The following is a 26,412-nucleotide window of genomic DNA, read 5'->3' as shown; positions in this document are numbered from 1 at the left end:
TAGTGTAGCGCTTATTTTTGAAACGATTAACTTGTCCCAAAACAAAATTATTAGTTCTTTTTTAGTATAGTCCGTGAATATACTCTTTTAGTAGCTTTAATTAAAGGAGTCTGCTATGTGGAAAGTGTAAAGGAATTTGAGTTGCAGCAATATAATCAGTACCTAAATCACCGTGTTGGTAAGTGAATTCGGGATATATTATAGAAATATATTATGGAGACCCCGACCTGAAATAGTAGAAATTAAGAATCATAATTCAATTAAACGCAAGAGAAGTTTACTTGTAGGACCTGGAATCAGGAGTATGCTCAGATTTATGGGAGGGATTAGGCATGGAGAAAAAATCGTACATGATTTGTACTACTTACAACACTACTCGTTTTTAATTAGATTTAAAAACTGTAATTCGAACCACTTTACTAGTTCTACTAGGAAAAGGAATCTATTAAATATATAAATAATGTAGGAAGAAGAGATGATGATTATGGGGGGAGAAGGAGTGAATGATTGTTGATATTCATAATCATGTCTTACCAGGACTAGATGATGGCCCAGAGTCTTTGGAAGAGGCAATTCTACTTGCTGCTAACGCGGTTGCTAATGGTGTAACACATATTATAGCCACTCCTCATCATAGAAATGGTAGATTTACTAATTCATCAAACGTAATAAAAGAGAATGTTGTTAATTTATACAGAGAGCTTTCCCAAAAAAATATTCGTGTAAAAATACTTCCAGGGCAAGAAATATATTTATATAAGAACATTCTCGATGATATAGACGTAGACCTTATAACTTTAGCTAACAGTAGAAAATATCTATTAATAGAGCTACCAAGAAATTACCTCCCTACAGATACATTTGAGGTTCTTTATAAAATACAGCTTAGAGGATATATTCCAATCATTGCGCACCCAGAAAAAAACTCCGTACTTAGAAAGGACAATCAAAAGCTTTACGAATTGGTAAGTAAAGGTGCTCTTATTCAAATAACAGCAGCAAGTTTGGTTGGTGTCCATGGAAGATGTTTAAAGAGGTACACCAAGATTTTAATAAAACACAATTTGGTACACTTCATCTCTTCGGATGCGCACCATTATAAAAAGCGTCCATTTTTATTAAAAGATGCTTATCAATATGTCGGGAAAAAGTATTCGGAAAATCTTGTTGCTTATTTTATTGAAAATGCAAAACATGTAGTTTTCGGTACAGATATTCAAGCGTTGCAACCAATAAGTTTTAATAAAGATTATAAGTTAATAAGCTATAGTTAATACTTTTTGGTATGTCGAACAGAAAGGATCATGACTCTTATGGAGGAAACATTTAGTCTACAGGAACTATTAAAAATAATGAAGAAACGTTTTGTACTCATAATAAGTATCTTCGTTCTAGCAGTATCGATTACAGGAGTGATTAGTTACTTCTTTTGGACACCAATTTACGAAGCATCAACACAAATTCTTATTAATCAGAAAGAACTCGATCAAAATCTATATAGCAGTCAAGACATAGAAACGAATCTTCAATTAATAAACACATATAATGTCATTATTAAAAGCCCAGTTATTCTTTCAAAAGTGATCGATAATTTGGATCTAAGTATTACTCCAGAATTACTAAATAAGAAAATAACCGTGAGTAATGAGCAAAATTCACAAGTTATTAACGTTAGTGTAGAAGATCCAGAATTACAAAAAGCAATAGATATCGCCAATATGACTGCCGAAGTCTTTCAAGAGGATATTAGGACATTGATGAACGTAGATAATGTCAATATTCTTTCCATGGCAGCAAAATCAAAAAATGGTCTTCCTGTTAAACCGATTCCACTACTTAACATGGCAATAGCTGCAGGAATTGGATTAATACTTGGTATTGGAATAACCTTTCTAATAGAGTATTTGGATACTACTGTAAAAACAGAGCAGGATATTGATGATTTATTAGAGTTACCTATTCTCGGACTCATAAGTCCAATCTCCTACAAGCAATTAAAAAGAAAAGAAAAAATTATTAATCTCAATAGAAAGAGGGAGATCTAAGTTTGTTTAAAAAGAAAAAAAAAATGAAACAAATAGCAACAAGAAAGCTAGTTACATCTGTTGCTCCGACCTCAATTATTTCCGAGCAATTCCGAAAAGTTCGTACGAACATCAATTTCTCGATGGTAGAAAATGAGCTTCAGACGCTTCTTTTTACTTCTACATCCATTGGAGAAGGAAAGTCTACAATAGCAGCAAATGTTGGAATTGTTTTTGCACAAGAAGGAAAAAAAGTGCTTCTCGTCGATGCAGATTTGAGAAAACCGACAATGCATTATACTTTCCATAAGCCAAACTCACCAGGTTTAACTAACTTATTGTCAAGTCATTGCAGTCTTGATCAAGTAGTTAAAGAATCAGGGATTGATGGATTATATCTAATTACCTGTGGTCCGATACCTTTCAATCCTGCAGAACTTCTGAGCTCGACTTCTATGGATATTTTTATAAAGGAAGTAAGAGCAAAGTACGACATAATAATTTTCGATGCCCCACCAACCCTTTCAGTTTCAGATGCGCAGATTCTTTCAAATAAATGTGATGGCACTATTCTAGTTATTAGCTCAGGGGAAGCGGAAAAAATTGATGTTTTAAAAGCTAAAGAAGCTTTGCTAAGTTCAAAAGCAAATATAATCGGGACAATCTTAAATAACTATAAAATTGACAAGAATCATTACTATTATCAATATTACGGTTAGTGGAGAGTATTCTATCAAAGAAAGGGAATATTTATTTTGAATATTAATAGTAAAAAAGTGAAGCAAATTTCATTTCAACTACTATTTATTACTATCTATGTACTTTTTCTTTTTATTCAAGATAAAACTTTTTTCTTTTTGCCGATAAGTATTATCTTCTTCATGACTGTATATAAAATATATCGTTCTAGATTTAATACAATAAGTGAAATTTTCGTTGTATTGCTAATATATTCTATTCCAATATCATTTTTTAATATCTTTGGTATGTCATATGGTTCGTTTCCCTTATCTTGGTTTAATCTCTTTTTTCTTCTATTTCTATTTTCATTCATTGTAAATAAGTCTATATCAAGCATTATGTTGAATAGACTTTCATTAGTTTCTATTATGTATAGTTTATATTTATGCTTATTGATTTTAATATCTTTCGACAAAATAGATGCGATCCACCAATTAATAAATTTAATAATGTTTATTGTAACAATTACTTTAGTAAACAATAAAAATATTTCTATAAATAGTAGAGATTTCTTAACAATTTTTAGTGATGTAACCTTTTTTGTATCTGTGGCAGTGATTTTCCAATATGGATATTTTTTATTTTCTGGAAACATTATTGGAAACATAATGTTCTTTTCGTCAAGGCTTGCTATTGGTTATTTATTTAGTGATTTCAGCTTTTTGTCTATATATTTAGCATCTGGTTTATTAATAATTATTTTAACGAACAAGAGATACTATTTACATTATTATTTTCCAGTTATATTTATAGCTTGTATTATTACATCCGCAAGAACAGGAATCGTAGCCCTTGCAATCATTTATGTTGTGATTCTTATTATTAAATCTTTAAAACATTTAACTAGTAATCCTTTAAAATACTTTTTCTCATTATTAATAACACCGGCTATTTTATTATTTCTATTATTTATCATCAAGCAATTTAGACCTAATGATTTTAATCTTTCCTCTGGCAGATTTGAAAGCTATATTTCTAGTTTTCACCTATTAAAGGAGAACTGGGCTTTAGGATTGGGACTAGGAGTCGGTTCCTACTCGATAAATACAGGACAAGTTATTCCACATAATATTTTTATTCAATTTTTAGTTCAAACAGGTGTTTTAGGTGTTACTTTCCTAATTATCATTCTTTCATTGATAACTATTAATATTTATCAAAGCAATAGAAAATATCTTTGGATATGGTTTTTAATTTTATTAGGCGCTCAATTTATTCCAGATATATTCCATTCAAGATTTATTATTGTTGTTGCAATTATTTTATTGTCAAACAATACTTCTACCATAAAGGGAAAGGATGACTAGTTGGAATTGGTGACCGTTATTATAACTGTTTTTAATAAAGAGAAGGATTTAAGTAGTTCAATAAAAAGTGTTTTGAATCAAAGTTATCAAAACTTAGAGATAGTAATTATCAATGATGGTTCAACTGATCGTAGTGAGGAGATAATCCTAAACTTTCAAGTAAAAGATTCTAGAATCAAATATATCAAACAAAAAAATCAAGGAGTATCCGCTGCAAGAAATACCGGAATTGAGCTTGCGCAAGGAAAGTATCTTAGTTTTCTAGATGCGGATGATTATTTTGATCCATTCTTTATAGAAAAAATGGTTGGGAAAATAGGGAAATGCACCGCTTGTTATTGTGGTCATTATTTTGTCTATCCAGATAATAGAAAAAAAAAGAGTTGGCAAAATTTTTTGAAAGGGGATGTTTTAGAAGAATATCTACTAAATAAATGTAGTCCTCATACAAATTCTTGGCTAATTAGCAGGGATTTTTTAATGTTAAATAACCTCTTTTTTGAGGTGGTTCTGGACTGGGGAGAAGACATGCTGTTCTTCGCCAAGCTAATGGCATTAAATACAGAACTACAATGTGTAGAAGAATACTTGACGTTTTATCGACTAGGCGTTAGTGATTCCTTAAGTACTACTGATATTAACAAGATTAATAAAGATATATTATGGCTAAATATGTATATGAAGTTTTTAAATGAGACAGATATAGATATATCTAGAAAGCAGAGGGTTTTAGAGTCAATTAATAATTATAGACTACCAGCTTTAGTAGTTTATCAATTATGGTCAAATAGAAACTTACTTAATAACGATGATTTCTCACTTGTTCACAATGAAATGGAGCGGTACATTCATAATATTAAATTAAACAATGGGCTAAGAAGTATTAAATTATACATCTACAGCTTATTTTTGAAGTTTCATATAATTAAGTTGAAAGGACGTTTGATGTGAGAATTCTTCATATAATTCCTCATCTTGATAGCGGGGGAGCAGAGAAAATGCTAGTTGATATTGTAGAAGAAATGAAAAAACTGGATTTATCAATTGAAGTCCTTGTTCTTTCTGATAAAGATGATATTTATAGTGAAAAAATAAGGAGTTTGGATATTCCTGTTCATTTTAGTCCTGTTAATATAGTCTATCATCCTCTGCAATTCTTTATAGTAAGAAAGTTTTTAAAGAAAAACTTCGACATTGTGCACACTCACCTGTATGCACCACAGCTTTATGCAGCACTTGTTCAAAGATTTATAAATGTTAATACGAGTTTCATAACAACTGAGCATAATACTCATAATAGGAGAAGGGAAGCAAAGGTATTCAAGTTATTGGATAACTGGATGTATAAAAAATACACCAAAATAATAGCAATTTCTGAAGGAACAAAAATAGAATTAAACAATTATCTTTCAAATACGTATGATAAAACACTCATTGTTTCAAATGGAATTCGTTTAGAACATTATATAAATGCGGTACCTTTAAAACGTGAAAGTCTTATTACAAATTATCTTGAAAATGATAAATGGATTATTATGGTTGCTGCAATGAGGGACCAAAAAGATCATGAAACATTAATTAGGGCATCAAAGCTTCTACCCCCAAATTATCATATCCTTTTAGTTGGCGAGGGAGAAAGATTTAGCAAAGTTAAAGAATATGCAAAGAAATATGAAGATAATAAAATTCATTTTCTAGGTAGGCGTTTAGACGTTCCTTCAATATTAAAGACTTGTGATATTTTTGTCTTAAGTTCCAAATGGGAAGGATTCGGATTAGTCGCAGTAGAAGCAATGGCTGCTGGCTTACCACTAATTGTAACAAATGTTCCCGGTCTTAGAGAAGTAGTAGACGGAGTAGGAAGATTTTTTGAAGTAGGTGATGAAGAGGAACTCGCGAAACAAATTTTAAATACAGCAAACGAAACGATTGATGAGAGTAAAATTAGCAACATAAGGAAAGAAAAGTTTCATTTATATAGTATAGAAAATACGGTTTCTAATTACTTAGATGTTTACTTAGAAGCAACAGGTAATGAAGGGTAAAATAAAATCTGCGTTTAAATCTCTATTTAATTACTTCAAAAGAAGTTTACTAATATAGCTCTATAAATATAAAGAAAAGAAGGACAAACCATTGAAACCATGAAAAAGACAGCCGTTCTTTTGATGATTATCGCTGTTTTATCAAAAGTATCCGGATTTCTGCGCGATATAACACTATCCTTTTTTTACGGTGCTACTTCTACTAGTGATGCTTATATCATTTCAATTACAATTACATCCGTATTATTCAATCTTATCATTTCAGGGATATCAACTGCATATATCCCAATGTTTAAACAAATTGAGCATGAAAAAGGTCATCAATCGGCATCCATTTTTACAAATAATCTAATTAATATTGTGTTGTTAGTTACAACAGCTGTCATTGTAATGGGATTTCTTTTTTCAAATATATTAGTAAAATTATTCGCTTTAGGTTTTGACGGGGAGACACTAAAAACTACAGTACTCTTCACTCGTATTGGATTAGTAGGTATATATTTTACAAGTCTAACCCAATTCTTCACAAGTTATCTACAACTGCATGGAAAATTCACCATACCCGCTATGATTGGTTTTCCTTTCAATATCATTATTATCCTTTCAATTGTTATAAGTTCTTCTCAATCGAATATTATGATTTTGGCGATTGGGAGTGTTTTAGCAGCTGTGATTCAAATGTTTTTTTTAGTTCCTTCATTAAGCAAAACAAACTATCGATATACTCCAATTTTACAGTTTACAGATAAGAATATAAAGAAAATGGCTGGGATCGTTTTTCCCATTATGATCGGTATATCCATCGACCAAATAAACTTGATGGTTGATAAAACACTTGCATCCAAGTTAGTGGAAGGGGGAATTTCCGCTTTGACGTATGCCAGTAGACTGAATGATTTTGTTCAAGGTATTTTTGTACTTTCATTCGTAACGGTAATGTTTCCTCTTATTTCGAACATGGCAGCTAAAAAAAATACAGAAGACTTTAAGGCATCTATTAGTGAAGTTATTTCTAGTGTGATCCTCATTGTTGTACCTGCAAGCATTGGAATAATGATTTTAGCAGAACCTATTATTAGAATGCTTTTTGGACATGGACATTTTGACGACCGAGCAATTGATATGACCTCTCATGCGCTGTTTTTTTATTCTATCGGGATGATTGGTTATGGTTTTCGTGAAATTTTAAATCGAACATTTTATTCCCTTCAAGATACGAAAACACCTATGTATAATGCATCTTTGTCAGTAGTCTTAAATATTGTTTTAAATTTCATATTATCTTCTTATATGGGAATCAGTGGACTTGCACTTGCAACGAGCATTTCTGCACTTTTTTGTTCTACTCTTTTAGTTATCAAGCTTCGAAAAAAAATTGGATCGTTCGGTTTAAAAGGAAACTTTATCACTTTTATGAAAGTAATTTTTGCTGCAACTGTAATGGGGATTATTGTATATGTAATGAATGAATATGTATTAACCGGTTGGAATGCTTTATTTAAGATGACGGTAGTCATCTTTACTGGAAGTGTTATCTACTTCATTCTAATTATTCTACTAAAAGTGAAGGAGTCAAAATTATTTCTAAACTATTTGCGGAAGATAATTCATTTATAAAAAGTTAAATAAATTATTTATTGGAATGGGGAGAGCTTCTGAAAACATGGAATTAATAACGATATCATCGCTAGAACAACTGAATCAATTTCGGGAAGATTGGTCCTTTATTTTGGAGGAGAACCAAAATACAAATCCATTTATCGAATTTGACTGGGTATATGAATGGTGGAGACATTTAGGAAGAGAGAGTAATGTGGAGATTATTACCGTTTTGGATAATGAAGAAATAATTGCTTTTTTCCCATTTATGTATGATAAAAAGGGATGGTTATACAAATATAGTTTTATCGGGTTTGGTCAGGCAAATTATATGAATTTTATCGGATACGATCATTCATTGGGGCTTGCAATCGAATTTGTTATAGATGGCATTATTAGTAAAAGAAAGCACGTTCTATTTAATATGCATGGGTTATTAACTAGTTGCGCGACACCTGGAACTCTTGAAGCATATTTACGCAAGAAAAGTATATCCTTTTCAACCCATTGCGTTATTACACCATTTATAAATTTAGATAAAATACAAATGGATGAATATTTAAAGAAAAGACAAAAGTTGCATCGCCTTAATAGAGGGGAAAAAAAGTTGCTGGAAAACGCGGATATGGAAGTGTTGAAAATCGGAGCTGAAAAAATGGATGCAATTTTTCAACTCCATGAAAAGAGATGGAAGAAAAAACACGACACTAGTGGTTTTACCAATCAGAAGGAGAAGAACTTCTTTAGAAGTTTAACACAACTTCAAGGTGGACCAGTCAATATAGAATTAGATGGACTATATATTGATGATAGAATGATTGCGTTTAACTACGGTTTCAGATGTCGAGAAAGATATGTGAGTTATGTATTAGGATTTGATGATGACTTTGAAATTTTTAGCCCTGGTAAAATTCTTGAAAAGGAAAAAATTCTTCAATGTAGTAAGAAAAAAAATAGTATCTTTGATTTGAGTATCGGATATGAGGCATATAAGTTTGAATTGAATACAGATGTCGATTTCACAATCAAAATGATATTTTCGTCTAGAACTCTTTTAGCTAGGACAGCTCGTACTGTGATCTCAATGAAAGAAAGGGTAATTCATCGTATAAAACAGAACCAAAAAATAGTTTTGTATAAACGAAATAAAATAGGGAAAATGTTATTTGTTCTGAAAAACATTTTGAAAGCAGAAAAGTCCAAAGAGGCATGGAATGAAATATCTTATTTCCTATTAAAAATTAAAAAGTTTTTATTTGAATGGGAGCGATACAGAATTTATGAGATGCCAAGAAAGAATGGTCCCGAAATAGAAAATGATAGTTTTGTAGCATTATCTTTAAAGAATGCTATTCAAAACGATGAAATAGGAAAATATCATATGAAAAAGATATGTACGAAAATATACGGTGCCTACAAAGGATATTATAAGTCAAATAATTTACCTTTTGAGTCGGTGTTCTGGATAAATGAAAGAGTCATTCGAATAAATGAAATCTCCTTTTTAAAAAACTTTAAAAAAAAGTCAGTGTTTATAGAAAATTGGAAACCTGAAAATCTTAGGGAGATTTGTTCTTTTGTAAAAAAGCAAAATAAAGCCAATACAATGTTTGTATGCGTGAAGGAAAACTCTAAAAAAAAGATAATTGCGGTTGAAAGTTTAGGATTCACTATAGATGAAAGGGTTTTCAAAAGGACAATTTTTGGTTTTAGCAAGACAATTATCTACTAGGTTTGAACTTTTGTAGTTTCTCTAATATAGAAAATGAGGGATAGTGGATGAGAATTGTTCAACTAATCACACATATGAATGAATTAGGTGGAGCTCAAGTGCATGTCCGTGATTTGGCTAGACAACTTGCAAAGGATGGTCATACGGTGACTATTGTTTCTGGTGGGGAAAAGAAAGTTCCGAAGGATTTAGTTGTACCTTCCATCACTTATGTGCATAGTAAGTTTTTAATACGTAATATTCATCCGATAAAAGACTTTATAGCATTATTAGATATAAGGAAAAAAATAAAAAAATTGCGCCCAGAAATTGTAGCCATCCATTCTTCAAAAGCCGGAATACTAGGAAGGATTGCTTGTTGGTCGCTGCGTATTCCTTTTGTATTTACTGCGCACGGTTGGTCATTTACAGAGGGTGTGGAAAAAAAGCAGCAACGCTTTTATAGGAAAGTTGAAAGGTGTATCGGAAAAATAAGCTCAACCGTAATTACTGTTTGTGATCATGATAGAAATTTAGCATTAAAACATCAAGTGCTTCCATTTGCAAAGATAAAAACAATTCATAATGGTGTAATTGATACGAAAAATGCAGGGCTAGAAAAAGGGAACAGGGAATTTGTGAATATTTTGATGGTTGCTCGTTTTGAAAAACCTAAAAAACAACAAGAACTGTTAGAGGCGCTTATATCACTAAAGGACTTGAATTGGCATATGATTTTTGCTGGTGATGGGAGCTTGAAACAGAAAACTGCTCAATTTGTACTGGAAAATAATCTAGGTCATAAAGTAACTTTTCTAGGTAATCATTCAAACCTTTCGGAGTTATTAAACGAGGCGGATATTTTTGTTCTAAACTCTTCTTGGGAAGGCCTTCCTTTAAGTATTTTAGAAGCTATGGCACAGGGAGTTCCCATTATTGCGTCCAATGTCGGTGGAGTGAAAGAGGCTGTTAGAAATGGGGAAAATGGATTTTTAATACATGAAAACTTACAAGAGCAACTATCCCTATTAATAGAAGGGGAGTTACTTCGCAAAAAAATGGGAGAGAAAAGCCGAGAAATCTATGAGGGTATTTTCACGTTTGAAAAAATGTATCAAAAAACACTAAATACTTACTACAACTTAACTGTAATGGGGGAGAAAAATTGAAAGTATTAGTAACTGGAGCAGCTGGATTTATCGGTTCCTACGTAGTACAGGCATTATTAGAACAACGATTTACTGTCGTTGCTGTAGATGATTTGTCAACGGGTAAGCAAAGTAATCTTTCATATGATACACAGTTTTATGAAATAGATATAACAAATAATGACATAGAGCGTATATTTGAATATGAGCGACCAGATTATGTCATTCATTTAGCTGCCCAATCCTCCGTATTTGAATCAATGATAAAACCAATGGAAGATTGCCAATCAAACTTAGTTGGTACACTTAATATTCTGCGTTTCTCCAAACAGTATAATGTGAAAAAGTGCATATTTGCATCGACAGCTGCAGTATACGGAAACCCCACTACTTTACCTATTAAGGAAGATTCAAAACTCGCTCCTTTATCTTTTTATGCTTTGTCCAAGCTCTCTGCAGAAAAATATGTTCAATTATATGAAAAGTTATTTGGTCTAAAAAGTTGTATATTACGATTTTCAAATGTATATGGTCCGCTGCAAGCAGGCGGGGTAATTACAAAATTTCTTGACTGTATAATTAATAGAAAGAATCCAGTCATATTCGGTGGCAATCAAACAAGAGATTTTATATATGTAAAAGACGTTGCAGCCGCTTGCGTTCAATCATTAATAGCAGATCAAACAGGTGTATTTAATATTAGTTCCTCCACCGAAATATCTATTCAACAAGTTTACGAGCAATTATCAGAACTTACTGATGTGAAATCAAAGCCAAGCTATGATTCTTTAGGAGAAGGAGAGATTGTAAGAAGTATTCTCTCAAATAAGAAGGCTATTTTCACCTTTGAGTGGGAGCCATCGTATAGTTTTGTAGCAGGCTTAGAAGAAACTATTCATCACTATACTCAGTTAAAACAAATCTAGTCGAAAGGGGATTGTGTGGAGCATATTCTGATTAACACCTACAAGCATTTTAGTTTACACGAAAAAGAATGGTCAGCTATTTTGGAAGCGAATGAAAATATAAACCCGTTTTTAGAATATGAATATGTTTATAATTGGTGGACTTCTTTAGAAGTAGGTAGAAAGGTAGAAATACATGCAGTTAAAGATAATAACAGAGTCATTGCGTTTTTCCCGTTCGAAGTGAAGAAAACAGGGGGTGTGCATGTTTTTTTCTTTTTGACACTTTTTGAAAATCAAGTAATGGATTTGATTGTTAAAAAAAGTGATGCCAGTCGAACTATAATGTTCTTATTTGATTCCATTATAAATGAACGTAAGCAAATTGTATTTCAGTTAAATGAATTAAAAGAAAGAGGAAAAACATTTTTAAAACTCTCTGAGTATTTAGTAGCGAGGAATATCAAAGCTAAAGATGTTAACAAAAAATTAAAGATGATATATGATGAGTTACCTAATTTAGAAACACCTGGAGACAATCAAAGTTATAGTTATAAGCATGATGGTATATCATTAATTTTTTCAACGAATACGGTCCGTTCTCTTCTATATAGAAATTTTTTATGGGTAAAAGAAGTGTATTTTTCAAGAAAGAGTTAAAAGAATGAAATTCTAATCATATAATTTACGATATGCGATGTCTTACACGGTGATTTTAATTGTAGGTTAGCTTGTCCATCGTTAAGGTCAATTAAAATGAAGGAAGGGTGAGGTACTGGGAGCTCTAATTGTTTCTTTAGATATGGAGCTAAACTGGGGAGTACATGATGTGTTTACACTTGAAGAGTATGGAGGAAATATACTTGGGGCTCGTCTAGCCATCCCAGGGATTCTGCAGCTGTTTCTCAAGTATGATATTCACGCTACTTGGGCAATTGTTGGAATGCTTTATTGCGAAAGTAAGAGAGAACTTTTGACCAAACTAGAGGATTTAGATTTTCCATATGAAAAGGATGCATTTTCTCCAAAGTCTAACTTATGGCAAGTTGGAGAAGATGAATTACAGGATCCTTATCATTATGGGCTCTCACTTATTGAAGCGATTAAAGCAGTACCCAATCAGGAAATTGGAACACATACGTTTTCTCATTATTATTGCTTAGAAGATGGGCAACAAATAGGGAATTTTGAAAAGGATTTAAAAACGGTTGTTCAACTAAAGGAAAAGATTTCATCTTTAGTTTTCCCACGAAATCAAACGAATATCGATTATTTAAACGTATGCAAGAAGTATGGAATCACTGCTTATCGCGGCAATGAAGAAAGTTGGATTTATGGAGCATACACAAGTAAAACAAACACAATGACCAAAAGAATTCTGAGATTAATAGATGCATATGTGAATATATCAGGGGAACATACTTATAGCTTGAAGAATATCGAGACAGATCCAATTGTCAATATCCCTTCTAGTCGCTTTTTAAGACCTTATAGTAGCAAATTTTCTTTTTTAGAGAAACTTCGTCTTCGCCGAATTAAAAAGGGATTGACTAAGGCTGCAAAGAAAAATGAACTCTATCACTTATGGTGGCATCCACATAATTTTGGGAGAAATACAAAGGAAAATCTACAGTTTTTAGAGGAAATCTTAAAGCATGTAGATTACCTGAAGCATAAGTATAACTTTCAAAGTATGCATATGAGGGATGTTACAGAAGTTTTAAAAATTATTGCGTCAAAAGTAGTTGAAAAAAGCTATTACTTCCCGTTTATTGTTGTTTTTTAATATCTATAGTTTTAGCTTTAAAACTAATAAAATTTAGGGGAATTATTCATTAGAGTCGATAATTTTATATCAAGATGAATAGAGGATCATGTGTGCAACGTGATCCTCTATAAGATTTCCTATGATATATCTAAACAAAACAAGTTACTTCACCCCATATTTCCGTTCAAGTTGAAAAAGATCGGCATCTTCGTTTCGATTACCTGTTATTAAATCTTTTAAAATATGTGAACCTAGCATGCTATATACAGTACCATTTCCGCCATATCCAAGTAAGTAAAACTGATTTTTTTTAGTCGGGTGCTCACCAATGAATGGAATATTATCAATAGATTCGCCAAAGCTTGCGGCATATGCATAATCTATCTGAATATCATAGTCAGGGAAAAGCTCTTTCGCTTGCTGTAATAAATTTTCGGTTCGTTGCTGAATTAGTTCATCTGATTGAGGTGCTTCAGGCTTATCCTCATCCAAACCCCCAACAATTAGTCTTCCGTCAACTGCTGTGCGAATATATAAATAAGGACGCTTTGTCTCCCATATTAACGCTTGTTCGTACCAATCACTAAATTCTGCGATTCGATTGCTGACAAATGCATAAGAGCGGTTAATATCAGCTCCGACCCGCTCACCCACGGGAGTAGTTTCATAACCAGTTGTGTATATGATATTGCTAGCATACAAAGGGTGTCTGTTAGTACGGATATCTAAAGAATCGTTATCCTCAAATACATCTATTACCTCCGTGTATGGAAATAAATGTACACCTAACTCCTCTAATTTAGAAAGTATCCCGTGGACAAACTTGAGTGGATTAATCTCCGCATCACCATAAGTTACTAAGGCACCATGTTTGGTAAAAGGCATTTTTTCTGCCATTTCATTTCTTCCCCAATAATCACATGGAAACCCATAATTTATTAATGTATCATATTCAGCTTTTATTTTTTCTACATCGTTTTCGTCGCTCGCATAACATATACTTGGTCTTCGTATGAAGTCTACTTCAATTGGTAATTTCCTTGCAATTCGTTCAAGATCATCCATTGCTTCATAACAGAGCTGATAAAAGCGAACAGCATCTTTTTCTCCGATTTGGCCGATGAGTTCGTGCAGCATAATATCATTGGAGTATTGTAGAAGGCCAGTATTCGCACTTGAACTTCCTGTTGCCAACTCACGCTTATCGACTATAGCAACCTTAAGTCCACTTTCTGCTAATGCAAGTGCAGTAAGCGTTCCAGATATTCCTGAACCAACTATTACAACATCGTATATATCTAGTTTTTCATAAGTAGTTTTAGGGGTGAAGGGTATTGTAGTAGTTGGCCAATAAAGAGAACCATTATGTATATTCATCTATTCATACTCCATTCTATTAGTTTCCAATTTATATACCCCCTATTTAATAGATTGAATCTACTCATGTTATAATAAGTTAACTTTAAAAAAAGGGTGTTTAAAATGACTCAGGAAAAACCACATGTATTAGTAATAGATGGAATGGCATTATTATTTAGATCGTTTTTTGCAACAGCAATGTCTGGCAATTTTTTTAAAAATGACAAAGGAATTCCAACAAATGCCGTGCAAGGGTTTGCTCGCCATGTATTGGCAGCACAAACTTTAATGCAACCGACCCATATGGCAGTTTGCTGGGATAAAGGGATGCTTACATTTAGAAATGAGCTATATGATGGCTATAAAGCAAACCGTCCCAAGCCAGCCGAAGAGCTTATTCCTCAATTTGATATGGCGCAGGAATTATCAGAGCATTTGGGATGGATGAACTTTGGGATAGCTGGAATGGAAGCGGATGATACGATTGCATCCATTACGCATAAATGGAAGGAAGACGCGAGGTTTACAATAGTTAGTGGAGATAAGGATCTTCTGCAATTACTAGAGCCTTCTACGGAAATTGCATTCACTAAAAAAGGGTTCACCATATATGATGTATACAATGAAGCTCGTTTTCTTGAAGAATACGGCATTTCTCCATTACTTTTCCCAGATGTAAAGGCATTTATGGGAGATTCTAGTGATGGCTATGCAGGTGTGAAAGGAATAGGTCCGAAAACCGCACTACAGCTTGTCCAAACTTATGGAACAGTCGATAAAGTATTGGAGGCACTGCCACTTTTGAAAGCAGGTCAGCGAACGAAAATCGAGACCGATTTGGAGATGTTAAAACTCTCCAAAGAGCTAGCTACGATTCGAAGAGATGTACCGATTGGAGCAGAGCTAGAACATTTATTAATTAAAGATATACCATCGGCGAAGCATGATTTTTTATATGAACATGGTTACACTATCTTAGCAAGACAGCTTCAAAAATAGTTATTCTCCGATCGGAGTAATTTGAATAAACGTAAGAATCGAAGCATTTTCTGAATAGTGAACTCTTCTAATTTGACTGGGACGGTTTCTACCTCCATTGTCATGGAGGATTAGGACCAGTTCACTATTTACGATTTCATAGCCAATAAGCGGGACCCAGTGGTAGGAGAAAGTGAAACTTTTATTCCACTGTAGCGAAAAGTATTTGTCAAACTTTAATGCGACGGGTCTTCCATTTTTCAACTCGCTTAATGCTACTTGGAGTGTGCATTTATTTACTTTCCAATTTGGTCCGAGCAATTTACGCATGTTACGAATAAAACGGTAGGTAAATAACCCAATGCGTGTTCCTCCCAATTTTTTATATAATTCATTAGGCTGATAAGGACTTGCATTAGTGAACAAAAAATTTAACAAAACATAAGCAGTAACTGGACCACAAGCAGAAGCTCGATAATTTGCTTGAATCGACGTGTCATATTGAGAGTAACCTTGAACTGGCAGTTGTGTTTTCATATCAGACCTCCGGGTACAAAGAGTTTTTCCTATTTAAATATGGGAAAAACGTTTTTTGTTTTTTGGAAATAATTTGTATTTGTATTTTCAAAATTGTTTACCTAATCTATAATACAATTTATCACAATCGTTAAAAAAAGGGGAAATCGTATGATTCGTTTACTTCAAATAGAAGATTTTAAACAGGCAGCAGAAATAGCAGCACTTGCATATCCCGGGATGCTAATACAGTCAGATGAAAAGAAAAATGAATTCATAGAGCGATTAGCAACTGAACAAAAAGAAGATAATGGTATAGAGTTTTTCGGCTGTTTTGATGAACAGGGTGAGCTTCTAGGGATATTTCGTGTAAATGATTTTGAATGTAATATAAATGGAAAGTTTCAACGCATATTTGGTATTGGAATGGTTGCTGTCCACTTATTACATAAAAAAGAAAAAGTGGCGTTTCAACTCTTATCTTATTTTCATAACTACGCTAGACAAGAAAATGTGGCGCTTGTCTCACTCTATCCCTTTAATCCTAGTTTCTATCGGAAAATGGGCTATGGCTATGGACCATTAAGATATGAATTTAAGTTTAAACCAGGCGAAATGATTGCGGACGGCAATAAAAGTAAGGTGAAATTTTTAACACCATCGGATGAAGAGGCCATCGTTTCTTTATACAATGAATACGCTCAAAATAATCATGGAATGTTAAAAAGGACTTGGAAGGAAAAGGAGTATATTAAAACAAGAAAAACATATTATGTTGGTGTAGAAGAAGAAAACTGTTTAGTTGGGGCACTAGCTTTCACTTTGGATCCAGTAAAGGACAGTCATTTTCTACATCAACATATGATTATCCACGAATGGATTTGGAGTAATCCAAGTGCCTATAAGCAACTTGCTTCTTGGGTAAGTTCACAACAGGATCAAGTAGATCGAGTTATTTTCCGTACGAATGATCAATCATTTGTATACAGTCTTTTTAATCCATTAAATGATTCAAATCATGTAATTCCGAGCGTTTATCATGAAGTGGCTACTACCGGTTCAGGGATTATGTATCGAATAACAAATATACAATCATTTGTTAATGGAACTAATTTTAATGGACTAGGAAGACCGCAGGAAAATACACAGATTTTGTTGGAAATAGAGGATTCATTTATTACTGAGCAGCACGGGGTATATAAATTATCATACAGTAGAGAACGATGGGAAATTCAAAAAGTTGAAAAAACGCATGAACAAGCGGGTATTACAATTGGAATACATGATTTAAGTTCTTGGTGGATGGGTTCAGTAACCTTAGAGTCACTATATAACTATGGGGAAGCAAAAGTGCATCAATTGGAACCTAAAATGTTAGATGAGTGGTTTAAACCGAGGAATGGACCTATTTGTTTTACAGCTTTTTGAGCTATTCATAATGGTTAAGGGATAACGGAGAGTCGCTATAGTATATGCGGCTCTCCGTTATATTTATTTAATACCGATGAACTGATTTGATTCAACTAAAATTTTGTTTAATGCCTCACGGAAGCTTTTATATGTCTCAATATCCACTTGAATACTAGCATGAACAATTTCACGGATAAAACGCGGATTAAAACCAACATAAATTGGTCGAATTCCCATTAATCGAAGTGAGCTGTTCAAATTTGTAATAGACATGGCAAGTTCATTGTAATCGAAAGCTTCTACATCCTCTACATTAACCCCAGTAAAATCAAAAACTGCTTGTTCAATTTCTTTATGATCTCCTATGTACTGGAGTGTTTTCGTCTGAATATTTTCAAAGCGCTCCCTAAACATATAGCCTGCAATAGGAATTAAGATGGTTTTAGGAACGATAGATGGAATAATAGGAGTAGAAATTGTCTTAATAATTCGCTCATAATAAGCGAGTTTTTCTTTTAATGCAATCATTTCTTGTTCGTGTGACATATAAATAAGCACCTCTGTTTTTTTCTTATTATAACGATTACAAATACTTGGCCCCATTTAAAAAAGAAAAGGCTGCTTCCGAAAGAAACAGCCATTCTATACTATTAGTTTTGTGCATCTAAAAATTTAGTTACAGTGCTCCTGCGCACAGCTCGTCGCAGTATAACATTTAGATGCTTTGACTTATAGATACTATCTTACTTAGTTTTGTGCATCTAAAATTTAGTTACAGTGCTCCTGCGCACAGCTCGTCGCAGTATAACATTTAGATACTTTGACTAATAGATACTATCTTACTTAGTTTTGTGCATCTAAAAATTCAGTTACAGTGCTCCTGCGCACAGCTCGTCGCAGTGTAACATTTAGATACTTTGACTAATAGATACTATCTTACTTAGTTTTGTGCATCTAAAAAATCTGTTACTTGCTCAGGAGATTTTGCATTTGCACTATGAAGGTGAGCTTTTTTCTCGCCGTTTTGGTAAATAAGAAGACTTGGAATTCCCATTACCTCATATTTTTCCGCAACTTCCGGAAGTTCATCACGGTTTACTTCGTACCAAGTATATTGGTTATATTTTTCGACTATTGGATCAATGAACATTTCCATACGACGACAATCAGGGCACCAACCAGCTTCAAATTTTACTAATACTTCTTTGTCACCAGAAATAATCTCGTTGAATTGTTCAGTAGTTGTAATTTTTTGCATGTTTTTATACCTCCTATGACTTTGTTTACAGTTTACACTGTTTCTTATGTTGGAGAAAGAAAAAAGAATTATTTATTCATTTTATTATTGCGAAAATTTAAATATTGTTCTAAACTAATAGACATAGAGATTGCTTCTATTTTTTTTGTTATCAAAATGAATGAGTATTCATTCAAGACGAAGGGGAGGCTGTGCACGTGACATATCAAATTAAAAAGGCAGCTGTTTTAGGTTCCGGAGTAATGGGCTCAGGAATTGCTGCTCACTTAGCGAATATTGGTATACCTACATTATTATTAGATATCGTACCTAAAGAAGTTAGTAAAGATGAAGAAGCAAAGGGAATAACTTTAGAGCATCCAGCAGTAAGAAATAAATTTGCAGAGACAGCTATTCAAAAATTGTTGAAGCAAAAACCGGCACCACTTACTGCTAAGAAAAACCTACAGTTAATAACTGCTGGAAACTTAGAGGACGATCTTGAAAAATTAAAAGACGTGGACTGGATTATCGAAGTTGTTGTTGAAAACTTAGAAGTTAAAAAAAGCTTATACGAAAAAATAGATGCAGTTCGTAAGCCTGGAACAATCATTAGCTCTAATACATCGGGAATTAGTATTAATGCAATGGTGGAAGGGCTCTCAGAGGACTTTGGAAAGCATTTCTTAGGAACACATTTCTTCAATCCTCCACGTTATTTGAAGCTATTAGAAGTAATTCCTGCAACAACTACTGCTCCTGAAGTTGTAGAGTTCATGAAGCAATTTGGGGAAGATGTGTTAGGAAAAGGTGTTGTAATTGCAAAGGATACTCCGAACTTCATAGCAAACCGTATAGGGACATATGGTTTACTTGTAACATTGCGTGAAATGCAAGCTAGAGGTTATTCCGTTGGAGAAGTAGATTCTGTTACAGGGCCACTAATCGGTCGACCGAAGTCAGCCACGTTCCGTACATTAGATGTCGTTGGTTTAGACACATTTGCACATGTTGCGAAAAACGTATATGACCAAACATCTGGTGAGGAACAAAAAGTATTTGAAGTGCCTGCATTTATGCAAAAAATGCTTGAAAACAAATGGCTAGGAGCTAAATCTGGGCAAGGTTTCTTCTTAAAAGAAGGTAAAGAAATCAAAGAACTAAATCCTGAAACACTTGAATATGAGGCAATGAAGAAGTTGAAAACGCCTTCAATGGAAATGGCGAAGCAACAAAAAGGTCTTGCAGCAAAAGTGAAAACATTAACTTATGCAAAAGATAGAACTGGTGAATTACTTTGGAGTATTTTAAGTCCTACATTAATCTATTCAGCTCAGCTTCATGGGGAAATTGCAGATGATATAGTTGCGATTGACCAAGCGATGAAATGGGGATTCGGTTGGCAACAAGGTCCATTTGAAATATGGGATGCAATCGGTGTAAATGAATCAGTTGAAAAAATGACAGCAGAAGGCTTGGAAGTTCCTGCATTCGTCCAATCATTATTGGATAAAGGATTTACATCTTTCTATAAAGAAGAAAATGGTGATCAATACTATTTCGATGGATCTGATTATTCATTAGTTTCCGTAAACGAAAAGGTAATTGACTTAAAAAGGTATAAGAAGAAACATGGTGTTATTAAATCTAATTCTGGTGCAAGCTTAATAGATTTAGGTGATGGAGTTGCATTGCTTGAATTCCATTCGAAATCGAACTCTATTGGTTTAGATATCCTTCAAATGATTAGCTTTGCCGTAGATGAAGTAGAAAAGAACTTCAAGGGCCTTGTCATAGGTAACCAAGGTAAAAACTTCAGTGTTGGGGCAAACCTAGGAATGATTTTAATGGAAGCACAGGACGATAATATTTTCGAATTAGATTTTGTTGTTCGTCAATTCCAAAATGCAATGTTGAAGATTAAATACTCTGCTAAACCAGTAGTAGTTGCTCCATTTGGAATGACATTAGGTGGTGGAGCAGAAACTTGCTTACCTGCTGCTCATATCCAAGCATCTTCTGAGACATATATGGGATTAGTAGAAGCTGGGGTTGGTCTTATCCCTGGTGGAGGAGGTAACAAAGAGCTTTATATTAAGCACTTGAAGGGACTTCCAAACGGTGTTGAGATAGATTATCTTACAGTTGCAAGCAAAGTATTTGAAACAATTGCAATGGCAAAAGTTTCAACCTCGGGTGAAGAAGCGCGTGAAAATAACTTCTTGAATTTTGCAGATGGAATTAGTGTAAATCCTGATCATTTAATATACGATGCGAAACAAGTGGTATTAGCTCTTGCAGAAGGCGGATATAAAGCACCGATTCGTGAAAAAGTACCTGTTTCTGGATCTCCAGGATATGCAGCACTTATTTTAGGAGCAGAAGGTATGCTTTTATCTGGATTTATTAGTGAGCATGATTTGAAAATTGCTAAAAAGCTTGCTTATGTTATTGCAGGTGGAGAAGTTCCATACGGTACTTTAGTCGACGAGCAATATTTACTGAACTTGGAGCGAGAAGCTTTCTTAAGCTTAGTTGCTGATCCAAAATCTCAAGCAAGAATGCAACACATGCTAGTGAAAGGCAAACCATTACGCAACTAATCTTGCATAAAGGTAAAGGAGGAAAACTCATGCGTGAAGCAGTCATAGTAGCAGGGGCAAGAACACCAGTAGGTAAAGCGAAAAAAGGATCACTAGCAACAGTGCGTCCAGATGATTTTGGGGCACTAGTTGTAAAAGAAACATTACTAAGAGCTGGCGGTTATGATGGTCCGATAGATGATTTTATATTAGGATGTGCAATGCCAGAAGCAGAGCAAGGGATGAACGTTGCTCGTAATATTGGTGCATTAGCAGGTCTACCAGATACAACACCAGCGATTACAGTAAACCGTTTCTGTTCATCTGGTCTACAATCAATTGCATACGGAGCAGAACGTATTATGTTAGGTCACGCCGAAGCGATAATCGCTGGTGGGGTGGAGTCAATGAGTATGGTTCCAATGATGGGTAATACGATTCGTCCGAACGCACATCTAGCACAAACAGCCCCTCAATACTACATGGGAATGGGCCACACAGCTGAACAAGTGGCAACTAAGTATAGTATTAGTCGTGAAGATCAGGATGCATTTGCAGTAAGATCACATGAACGAGCAGCAGCCGCAATTGCAGCAGGAAAGTTCAATGATGATATTGTCCCAGTAGAAGTTATAAAGCATTTTGTTGACGAAAACAATAAAGCACAGCAGAAGAAATTCATGTTTGAAATGGATGAAGGTGTACGTGTAGGAACTACAGTAGAAACACTTGCTAAATTACGTCCTGCATTCAATGTTCGCGGATCAGTAACAGCAGGAAATGCTTCACAAACTTCAGATGGAGCAGGTGCTGTATTAATCATGGATCGAGAAGTTGCAGAAGCACAGGGATTAAAGCCGCTTGCGAAATTCCGTTCATTTGCAGTTGGGGGAGTACCACCAGAGGTAATGGGAATCGGACCAATTGTAGCGGTACCAAAAGCATTAAAACTTGCAGGATTATCAATCGAAGACATTGATCTTTGGGAAATCAATGAAGCATTTGCTTCTCAATCTATTCAAGTTGTTCGTCACTTAGGTATAGATATGGAAAAGGTGAATGTAAACGGTGGGGCAATTGCATTAGGCCATCCACTTGGAGCTACGGGAACTATCTTATCATTGAAAATGATGAGTGAATTGAGACGTCAAGGAAAGCAATTTGGAGTTGTTACAATGTGTATCGGTGGTGGAATGGGAGCTGCTGGAGTGTTCGAATTACTTTAAAAAAAATAAACTAGGGGGAATATACATGAACGAATTAAAAGATGCAATTAAAGGCGGAGCATTTTTAGTTGAAGACTTAGACGCAAACCGCATATTTACACCAGAGGATTTTAATGATGAGCAAAAGATGATTGCGAAAACGACGGAAGAGTATGTTAAAAATTCGGTACTTCCAGTAGTAGAAAACTTGGAACATCATGAATTTGACCACTCTGTACGTTTATTAAAAGAAGCGGGAGACCTTGGCTTACTTGCAGCTGATATTCCTGAAGAGTACGGCGGAATTGGCTTAGACAAAGTTTCCTCTGCACTGATTGCAGAAAAAATGTCTGTAGCTGGTGGTTTTTCTATAACACACGGTGCTCATGTAGGAATTGGTACATTACCAATCGTTCTTTTTGGTAATGAAGAGCAGAAACAAAAATATCTTCCAAACTCAGCATCAGGTGAAAAAATTTCTGCCTATGCATTAACTGAGCCAGGTTCAGGGTCAGATGCATTAGGAGCAAAAACTACTGCAAAATTAAATGCAGAAGGTACACACTATGTATTAAACGGTGAAAAACAATGGATTACAAATGCTGGATTTGCAGATGTATTTGTTGTTTACGCTAAAGTAGATGGAGACAAATTCACTGCATTTATCGTAGAAAAAACATTCCCTGGAGTTTCTGTTGGGGCAGAAGAGAAGAAAATGGGGATTAAGTCTTCTTCTACTCGTACACTAATCCTAGAGGACGCTCAAGTTCCTGTAGAAAACCTATTAGGGGAAATCGGTCGCGGTCATATTATCGCATTCAATATTTTAAATATTGGTCGTTATAAATTAGGGGTAGGTACAATTGGTGGATCTAAACGAGCATTAGAATTAGCAATTTCTTATACAAATCAACGTCAACAATTTAAGACACCGATCTCTTCCTTTAATTTAACGAAAAACAAACTGGCTACTATGGCATCTAAATTGTATGCAACTGAAAGTTTAATATACCGTACTGTTGGATATTTTGAAGAGCGTATGAGTCAATTGAGTGCAGAAGAACAAAAAGACGGCAAAGCAATTGCTGCTTCAATCGCTGAATATGCAATTGAATGTTCTATCAACAAAGTAGTAGGATCTGAGGTTCTAGATTATATCGTTGATGAAGCTGTTCAATTACATGGTGGTTATGGATTTATGCAAGAGTATGAAGTAGAGCGTATTTACCGAGATTCGCGTATTAACCGTATTTTCGAAGGAACAAATGAAATTAACCGCCTAATCGTTCCAGGAACATTCCTGAAAAAAGCGATGAAAGGTGAATTACCACTCCTTCAAAAGGCTCAAGGCTTACAAGAAGAGCTATTAATGATGATGCCAGAAGAGGTTGGTACGGAAGCTCTTGCACAAGAAAAGGTATTAGTAGCTAATGCGAAGAAAATTGGTATTCTAGTTGCTGGTCTTGCTGCACAACGATTTGGTACAAAACTAGAGGCAGAACAAGAAGTACTAGTGAACATCGCTAACATAGCAAATAACTTATTTGCAATGGAATCAGCAGTTCTACGTACAGAAAAAGCAATTGGGCGTGATGGAGAAGAAAAAGCAGCACAAAAACTTCTTTATACACAAATCTTCACACAAGAAGCTTTTATTGAAATCGAACAGGCAGCAAAAGAGACACTTATTGCATCTGTAGATGGAGATAATCAACGTATGATGATTTCCGCTTTACGTAAATTAACACGCTACACACCATACAATGTTATTGAGAAAAAACGAGAAGCATCCGTTAAACTAATCGAAGCAGAAAAATACGTTCTTTAATCAAATAAACGAAAAAGCCGATTCTAGTAGATCGGCTTTTTTATTTATCCCTAATAATAATAATAATACAGTTGATTTTCGTTGCAAGCGGACGCTTTCCGCAGGCGAGGCCGAGCCTCCTCGGGACAATGGGATTCCGTTCACAAATTAACGACACACGATGTATTAAATCTTTCGTATTTATGAATCCTCCCTGTGGGTCTCGACTTTCTCGCTTATCCTGCTGGAGTCGCCGCTTTCCACTACAATCAATTAAGTGTGTAGTCATTATTCATCAATTAAAATCAAGCCTTTATGAAAAACACGTTAAATATGCAGGGGCATCTAAAGACACTATCAATTGCAGTCGACAAATTGAGTGGAAAGCAACTATTAGTCATTCAATTCTACAAATTTTGGCTGTGAATGAGTAATGAAATTTAGTAAAATTATCCACTCCGCGTGTAAAAGGTAAAAGTCCGCAAGTAAATATAGGCCTAGAGCAAGTAAATCGTTTACGACCGCAAGTAAGCCACAGAAATGAGCGAGTAAACAATAGGTGAGAGCAAGTAAAGATAAATTAAGACCAAATCATTCATTAGATATAAGGATATTTATGCATCTTGAGTATATAAAATCAGTCTTCCTGTTGATATAGAATACAGAGGATTGCATGCAATGTAGAGGCTCTGGATTTGTTATCAAAAATTTTTAATTAGGGCATTTCTTATGGATTTCTTCAACTAATAAAAAAGTATACGACATAAAAATAGACGGTATCTATCGTATAGAGTAGCGTTAGAGCCCCCGAAATTGTATCTTCGGGGGCCTGCTCCATGAATAGGAAAGTAGCTTTTCTCTAGTTATCCAAAAATGCACTAACGTGTTTCTAGAAGTTGTAGAAGAGCGACGGACAGATAAGCGCCATAAAATTACCAAAAAAATGATGCTGGTTGGTTGTGACGGACGTCACAACCAACCAGCATCACTAAAAATTCAATCGGCAATAATATAGCAACAAGTTAGTCCAGAGCATTTCGGAAACGTTGGAAACAGGTTTTGAATTTAAAGGGTGGGCATTTTTTTTGAGTCTTAATTTCTTAATTCGAGGTTGAATCCTTAGTCACCGTTCAAAATGATTGCTCATCTCTTACAATATTATGTATGATAAAAAGAAAAAGGTGGTACAACATGACTATTCAATATTATGGCTATCCTAAATGTACAACGTGTAGAAAAGCGAGCAAATGGTTAAAGGACAATGATATAGAATACATAGACAACCATATAGCTGAAAATCCTCCAACTAAAGATTTGCTTCAAAAAATGTTCGAAGTAAGTGGCTTAGAACTCAAAAAATTCTTTAATACTTCTGGTATGAAATATCGAGAACTTGGTCTAAAAGACAAGCTTCCAACGATGTCAGAAGATGAGCAATTAGCCTTGCTTGCTTCTGATGGAATGCTTATTAAACGTCCAGTTGTTTTTGATGGTGAAAAATTAACGCTAGGCTTCAAGGAACAACAGTTTGAGGATGTTTGGAAGACTTCTTAAAGTCACTTGTTTTTACTATAAAAATATGTGAATATAGTAGATGAATGTATTATTAATGGAGAGGGGTATATATATGAACGCACCTAAAGATTTAAAATACTCAGCAGAGCACGAATGGGTAAAGACTGAAGGCGGAAATATCCGTATCGGTATTACTGAATTTGCACAATCAGAGCTTGGAGATATCGTGTTTGTCGAGCTTCCACAAGTCGGAGATGATATTAAAGCAGGAGATCCATTTGGTAGTGTAGAGTCTGTAAAAACTGTCTCTGAACTGTATGCACCAATAAGCGGTAAAGTAGTAGATGTAAATACAGAATTAGAAGATAACCCTGAATATGTAAACGAATCCCCTTATGAAAATGCATGGATGATTGTTGTAGAGCCAGCTGATGTAACGGAAGTCGATGGTTTACTTTCTCCAGAAAAATACGAAGAATTAATTTCAGAATAATTATGAAAACGCCGCTTAATGTCGGCGTTTTTTTCATATAATATTGGAAAGGGCATAGTTGG

The 26,412-nt window shown here is 34.4% G+C and carries 23 protein-coding genes; 19 read left to right on the top strand and 4 right to left on the bottom strand.

Annotated elements, in window-relative coordinates:
• Nucleotides 1-503: 503 nt before the first annotated feature.
• The 12 genes from MKY60_RS14270 to MKY60_RS14215 all read left to right on the top strand — a co-directional run bounded on the left by MKY60_RS14270 (nt 504) and on the right by MKY60_RS14215 (nt 13,266).
• The gene (locus MKY60_RS14270; RefSeq protein ID WP_241599436.1) at nt 504-1,274 is read left to right on the top strand and encodes a tyrosine-protein phosphatase; all 771 of its coding nucleotides are present in this window, start codon (nt 504-506) and stop codon (nt 1,272-1,274) included.
• A 39-nt stretch (nt 1,275-1,313) separates the two neighbouring features.
• Nucleotides 1,314-2,045 carry a YveK family protein gene (locus MKY60_RS14265; RefSeq protein WP_276517608.1) on the top strand — a complete coding sequence of 244 codons (732 nt, stop codon included), beginning with the start codon at nt 1,314-1,316 and terminating at the stop codon, nt 2,043-2,045.
• Nucleotides 2,046-2,047: 2 nt separating this feature from the next.
• Nucleotides 2,048-2,743, top strand: a complete 696-nt coding sequence (locus MKY60_RS14260) for a CpsD/CapB family tyrosine-protein kinase (protein ID WP_276517609.1) — start codon at nt 2,048-2,050, stop codon at nt 2,741-2,743.
• A gap of 36 nt (nt 2,744-2,779) precedes the next feature.
• A complete protein-coding gene (locus MKY60_RS14255; RefSeq protein WP_340930241.1) occupies nt 2,780-4,072 on the top strand; it encodes an O-antigen ligase family protein in 1,293 nt (430 codons plus the stop codon).
• A 9-nt stretch (nt 4,073-4,081) separates the two neighbouring features.
• Entirely contained in the window at nt 4,082-5,023 is a 942-nt protein-coding gene (locus MKY60_RS14250) for a glycosyltransferase family 2 protein (protein WP_340931101.1), read from the top strand.
• Nucleotides 5,020-6,117, top strand: a complete 1,098-nt coding sequence (locus MKY60_RS14245) for a glycosyltransferase (RefSeq protein WP_340930239.1) — start codon at nt 5,020-5,022, stop codon at nt 6,115-6,117. Before MKY60_RS14250 ends, MKY60_RS14245 begins: the two co-directional genes overlap by 4 nt.
• 99 nt (nt 6,118-6,216) lie before the next feature.
• On the top strand, nt 6,217-7,734 hold the full coding sequence (gene murJ, locus MKY60_RS14240; RefSeq protein WP_340880202.1) for a murein biosynthesis integral membrane protein MurJ: 1,518 nt from the start codon (nt 6,217-6,219) through the stop codon (nt 7,732-7,734).
• 214 nt (nt 7,735-7,948) lie between these two features.
• Nucleotides 7,949-9,448, top strand: a complete 1,500-nt coding sequence (locus MKY60_RS14235) for a GNAT family N-acetyltransferase (protein ID WP_340930238.1) — start codon at nt 7,949-7,951, stop codon at nt 9,446-9,448.
• 47 nt (nt 9,449-9,495) lie between these two features.
• On the top strand, nt 9,496-10,596 hold the full coding sequence (locus MKY60_RS14230; RefSeq protein ID WP_340930237.1) for a glycosyltransferase family 4 protein: 1,101 nt from the start codon (nt 9,496-9,498) through the stop codon (nt 10,594-10,596).
• The gene (locus tag MKY60_RS14225) at nt 10,593-11,501 is read left to right on the top strand and encodes an NAD-dependent epimerase/dehydratase family protein (RefSeq protein ID WP_340930235.1); all 909 of its coding nucleotides are present in this window, start codon (nt 10,593-10,595) and stop codon (nt 11,499-11,501) included. The genes MKY60_RS14230 and MKY60_RS14225 overlap by 4 nt, the downstream gene beginning before the upstream one ends.
• A 15-nt stretch (nt 11,502-11,516) precedes the next feature.
• Complete coding sequence (locus MKY60_RS14220; RefSeq protein WP_340930233.1) at nt 11,517-12,140, top strand: hypothetical protein; 624 nt, start codon at nt 11,517-11,519, stop codon at nt 12,138-12,140.
• A 169-nt stretch (nt 12,141-12,309) separates the two neighbouring features.
• On the top strand, nt 12,310-13,266 hold the full coding sequence (locus MKY60_RS14215) for a polysaccharide deacetylase family protein (RefSeq protein ID WP_340930231.1): 957 nt from the start codon (nt 12,310-12,312) through the stop codon (nt 13,264-13,266).
• A 144-nt stretch (nt 13,267-13,410) separates the two neighbouring features.
• Here MKY60_RS14215 and MKY60_RS14210 read toward each other — a convergent pair whose 3' ends face one another.
• Nucleotides 13,411-14,625 (bottom strand): NAD(P)/FAD-dependent oxidoreductase, encoded by a 1,215-nt coding sequence (locus MKY60_RS14210; protein ID WP_340930229.1) that lies wholly within the window; start codon nt 14,623-14,625, stop codon nt 13,411-13,413.
• Between the two features lie 105 nt (nt 14,626-14,730).
• Between MKY60_RS14210 and MKY60_RS14205 the strand changes: the two genes are divergently transcribed.
• Nucleotides 14,731-15,606, top strand: a complete 876-nt coding sequence (locus tag MKY60_RS14205) for a 5'-3' exonuclease (protein WP_093494926.1) — start codon at nt 14,731-14,733, stop codon at nt 15,604-15,606.
• On the opposite strand, the gene MKY60_RS14200 is transcribed toward MKY60_RS14205, so the two are convergent.
• Nucleotides 15,607-16,122 (bottom strand): C39 family peptidase, encoded by a 516-nt coding sequence (locus MKY60_RS14200; RefSeq protein WP_340930228.1) that lies wholly within the window; start codon nt 16,120-16,122, stop codon nt 15,607-15,609.
• A gap of 150 nt (nt 16,123-16,272) precedes the next feature.
• Here MKY60_RS14200 and MKY60_RS14195 point away from each other — a divergent pair, with 150 nt between their 5' ends.
• Nucleotides 16,273-17,529 carry a GNAT family N-acetyltransferase gene (locus MKY60_RS14195; protein WP_340930227.1) on the top strand — a complete coding sequence of 419 codons (1,257 nt, stop codon included), beginning with the start codon at nt 16,273-16,275 and terminating at the stop codon, nt 17,527-17,529.
• Nucleotides 17,530-17,592: 63 nt separating this feature from the next.
• Here the strand turns inward: MKY60_RS14195 and MKY60_RS14190 are convergent, their stop codons facing one another.
• Both MKY60_RS14190 and MKY60_RS14185 read right to left on the bottom strand, forming a co-directional pair.
• Nucleotides 17,593-18,057 (bottom strand): STAS domain-containing protein, encoded by a 465-nt coding sequence (locus tag MKY60_RS14190; RefSeq protein ID WP_093494923.1) that lies wholly within the window; start codon nt 18,055-18,057, stop codon nt 17,593-17,595.
• Nucleotides 18,058-18,451: 394 nt separating this feature from the next.
• Nucleotides 18,452-18,817, bottom strand: coding sequence for a thioredoxin family protein (locus MKY60_RS14185; protein ID WP_340931100.1), 366 nt, complete (start codon nt 18,815-18,817; stop codon nt 18,452-18,454).
• A 194-nt stretch (nt 18,818-19,011) separates the two neighbouring features.
• On the opposite strand from MKY60_RS14185, the gene MKY60_RS14180 reads away from it, so the two are divergent.
• From MKY60_RS14180 to gcvH, 5 genes are all read left to right on the top strand, one after another.
• The gene (locus MKY60_RS14180; RefSeq protein ID WP_340931099.1) at nt 19,012-21,351 is read left to right on the top strand and encodes a 3-hydroxyacyl-CoA dehydrogenase/enoyl-CoA hydratase family protein; all 2,340 of its coding nucleotides are present in this window, start codon (nt 19,012-19,014) and stop codon (nt 21,349-21,351) included.
• A gap of 29 nt (nt 21,352-21,380) precedes the next feature.
• Nucleotides 21,381-22,556, top strand: a complete 1,176-nt coding sequence (locus MKY60_RS14175) for an acetyl-CoA C-acetyltransferase (RefSeq protein ID WP_241599468.1) — start codon at nt 21,381-21,383, stop codon at nt 22,554-22,556.
• Nucleotides 22,557-22,581: 25 nt separating this feature from the next.
• Entirely contained in the window at nt 22,582-24,363 is a 1,782-nt protein-coding gene (locus MKY60_RS14170) for an acyl-CoA dehydrogenase family protein (RefSeq protein WP_340930226.1), read from the top strand.
• 1,170 nt (nt 24,364-25,533) lie between these two features.
• Nucleotides 25,534-25,896: an arsenate reductase family protein gene (locus MKY60_RS14165; RefSeq protein ID WP_090567034.1), complete on the top strand. Its 363-nt coding sequence runs from the start codon at nt 25,534-25,536 to the stop codon at nt 25,894-25,896.
• A 73-nt stretch (nt 25,897-25,969) separates the two neighbouring features.
• Nucleotides 25,970-26,350 (top strand): glycine cleavage system protein GcvH, encoded by a 381-nt coding sequence (gene gcvH / locus MKY60_RS14160; protein WP_090567037.1) that lies wholly within the window; start codon nt 25,970-25,972, stop codon nt 26,348-26,350.
• Nucleotides 26,351-26,412 lie beyond the last annotated feature (62 nt).

It is taken from the genome of Psychrobacillus sp. FSL K6-1415, from assembly GCF_038003185.1.
Lineage (GTDB): Bacteria > Bacillota > Bacilli > Bacillales_A > Planococcaceae > Psychrobacillus > Psychrobacillus psychrodurans.
The sequence above is the reverse complement of the archived record's forward strand: the minus strand, read 5'-3'. Positions and strand labels throughout refer to the sequence as shown.

Coding starts and splice junctions, on each gene's coding strand:
- MKY60_RS14270 (WP_241599436.1), top strand. CDS start 504: ATGATTGTTGATATTCATAATCATGTCTTACCAGGACTAGATGATGGC.
- MKY60_RS14265 (WP_276517608.1), top strand. CDS start 1,314: ATGGAGGAAACATTTAGTCTACAGGAACTATTAAAAATAATGAAGAAA.
- murJ (WP_340880202.1), top strand. CDS start 6,217: ATGAAAAAGACAGCCGTTCTTTTGATGATTATCGCTGTTTTATCAAAA.
- MKY60_RS14230 (WP_340930237.1), top strand. CDS start 9,496: ATGAGAATTGTTCAACTAATCACACATATGAATGAATTAGGTGGAGCT.
- MKY60_RS14210 (WP_340930229.1), bottom strand. CDS start 14,625: ATGAATATACATAATGGTTCTCTTTATTGGCCAACTACTACAATACCC.
- MKY60_RS14205 (WP_093494926.1), top strand. CDS start 14,731: ATGACTCAGGAAAAACCACATGTATTAGTAATAGATGGAATGGCATTA.
- MKY60_RS14200 (WP_340930228.1), bottom strand. CDS start 16,122: ATGAAAACACAACTGCCAGTTCAAGGTTACTCTCAATATGACACGTCG.
- MKY60_RS14195 (WP_340930227.1), top strand. CDS start 16,273: ATGATTCGTTTACTTCAAATAGAAGATTTTAAACAGGCAGCAGAAATA.
- MKY60_RS14190 (WP_093494923.1), bottom strand. CDS start 18,057: ATGTCACACGAACAAGAAATGATTGCATTAAAAGAAAAACTCGCTTAT.
- MKY60_RS14180 (WP_340931099.1), top strand. CDS start 19,012: ATGGGCTCAGGAATTGCTGCTCACTTAGCGAATATTGGTATACCTACA.
- MKY60_RS14175 (WP_241599468.1), top strand. CDS start 21,381: ATGCGTGAAGCAGTCATAGTAGCAGGGGCAAGAACACCAGTAGGTAAA.
- MKY60_RS14170 (WP_340930226.1), top strand. CDS start 22,582: ATGAACGAATTAAAAGATGCAATTAAAGGCGGAGCATTTTTAGTTGAA.
- MKY60_RS14165 (WP_090567034.1), top strand. CDS start 25,534: ATGACTATTCAATATTATGGCTATCCTAAATGTACAACGTGTAGAAAA.
- gcvH (WP_090567037.1), top strand. CDS start 25,970: ATGAACGCACCTAAAGATTTAAAATACTCAGCAGAGCACGAATGGGTA.